At 57.1% G+C, this 2,165-nt stretch carries 1 protein-coding gene and 1 pseudogene; both read right to left on the reverse strand.

Going from position 1 to position 2,165, the window contains the following annotated elements:
- On the reverse strand, positions 1–950 hold a 950-nt coding region (locus tag BG842_RS15340), incomplete at its 3' end, for a hypothetical protein (protein ID WP_139136137.1).
- Positions 951–1,610: 660 nt separating this feature from the next.
- Positions 1,611–2,165: pseudogene (locus BG842_RS15345) on the reverse strand (hypothetical protein); the annotation flags it as partial.

The raw sequence follows: 2,165 nt of genomic DNA on the forward strand, positions 1-2,165 counted from the left end.
GTGACAGTCACGCCGATGAGTTCGGCGGTTTTCGTAGGGTGGGCCGGAATCGTCGGACTAGATTCGCTCGGGTGTGTCTCTGGATCGTTCGCCTCTACTGTCCTCGTTGATCTGTCCGCGTTCGCCTCACCGCCGGATGCAGTGTCGCTCAACTGCGGCGTCGTGTTGGGAGCAGTGTTCATCTCAACTGTTTCGCTTTGTACCACGGACAATGACGGGGTTGCAACCGGTTTGAACGGACGACCCATGGGGGTCGTCTTTTTGACGGTGCCAATTCCGTTCTCATCTGTTTTCGTCACATGTGGCGACGCATTCAGATTCTCTTTGATGACGCCGGCGGTCGCATCGCTTGCGATATCGAGTCCCGACTGTCTATTCGCGTTTGCGGTATCGGCAGTCGGTCCCACGTTTTTGATGACTGTGTTGCTGATTTCCCCGACGTTGCCGCGTGCCGCGTTGGTCGGGAGGGAATTGGTTTTCGTTTTCTCGGATGAGTTACCAGTCGATGTCGGTCTGTCGTTAGCGGCATCGGAGGTGGCTTCGATCTCGTCTACATTCTTGCTCGGATCCACTGTGTCGGTTGTGCTGGATACATCAGTTTCACGGGAAGTGTCGCCGACGCTCGTCGTGTCGAGCGTGCCGTTCGTCTTGGGGGTCGTCGCCTCGGGGTCGATCGTGGACGGTGACCAGCCAGACTCGTTCGCATCATCGACAGTGCTGGACACGTCCGACACTGCGTCGGTCGTCGTGGTCACTGTTGTGTTGACTTTCGATTGACTTACCGTCGACTTTGGAGTTGTCGCTATCTTGGTTGTAGCCGTGGCGCCCGACGTGTTCGTGGTCACGTTTGCGTTTCCGCCGTGTGAGCCTTCTGCGGGGAGCGCGACTATGAGCCCTGAAAGACAAAGGAGTATAGCGATCAGAAGAACTGAAAGCCTATAGTTTTTCATCTGTTCTCAATCCTGATGTTCTAGGTTACCTTCCGGGACAATAATTATACTTTTCTCATATAAAAGAAATATTTAGTTAAGATACAAATATGACTTCTATCAGTTTCTAGTTAAATATTCGTCACTTTCTCGGCTGGGGTACCCAACCGGAACTGCCAGTCTCTGGCGGGTGGCTGCGTGGCTACCCGCTATGCAAGCACTGTGAGTGTTGGAATATCGCGTGCCGCGCTCGGGCCTTTGGGGAAGTGTTGAATCGCTCGACGCCCTACGGAGCAACCCTTGCCCGTGAACGAGGAGGATATCACATCACATAGAGCGTGCCATCAGTGGTCCGCTGATCACGAAAGCCGTCGAACCGGGAGATGGTCGAAATTCTCGATGACCGTGACCCTCTCTGTCGTAGGCACGTCGTCGACTACCTCGAGTGTTTCGTGGATGTTCGCACGCCGCCGGCCAAATGCTGTCTCGGTCTCGTCATCCTCAATCGCATAATCGCTGCACCGTAATTTAGCAGACGATGGGTAGTTGCCCTAATCTAGATTGCATTTTTGACTCTTTTGTCAAGTAATTTATCCATCCTGAGTTCTCGCTACTACACGAGTGTTAGGTAGCTTGGCTTCGACGAGTAAACTGGTCGATCTCATATCGTAGGACACCGAGCTACCGTGTACTCTTGGGAACGAGAGGTGGCGAACTGGTGAGTATCGTCAGGCCGAACAGGACCGTCCCCGCCACCGCCCAGCGAACGGGGTTCTCCGGGGTCCGAAACAGCCGCAATCCGACGTACAACCCCGTCACCGTGAACAGGAAGGCCGGAGCGCGGACGATGCCGCCCGCCGAGAGGTGCCACTTGAACACGGCGGGACTAACCGCGACGACGAGCGCCGCGAGCCCCGCTCGTCGGTTTCTGTCGGGTGCGTCGGCGAACACCTCGTGTCCGAGGAGATAGGTTGGAACGACGGTCAGGACGGTGACGACGCCGGGCAGGAAGCGCGTCAGGGTCAGCGGGCCGACGCCGAGGACGTCGCGGGCGAGCGCGGCGACGTAGAACGCGAGCGGCGATAGCCGAACGGAATCCCGTTCGGCGTGTACCGCGGAACCCGCGCCGGAAGGCGATAGCCGTTGTCGCGTATCGCGTCGGCCATCGCCAGGTATAGACCGCCGCCCGTCGCGGGATACGGGTGTGTCAACAGGTAGGCCGCGAACACGACGAGA

Origin of the sequence: Haladaptatus sp. W1 (assembly GCF_001723155.1) — an archaeon.
Taxonomy (GTDB): Archaea; Halobacteriota; Halobacteria; order Halobacteriales; family Haladaptataceae; genus Haladaptatus; species Haladaptatus paucihalophilus.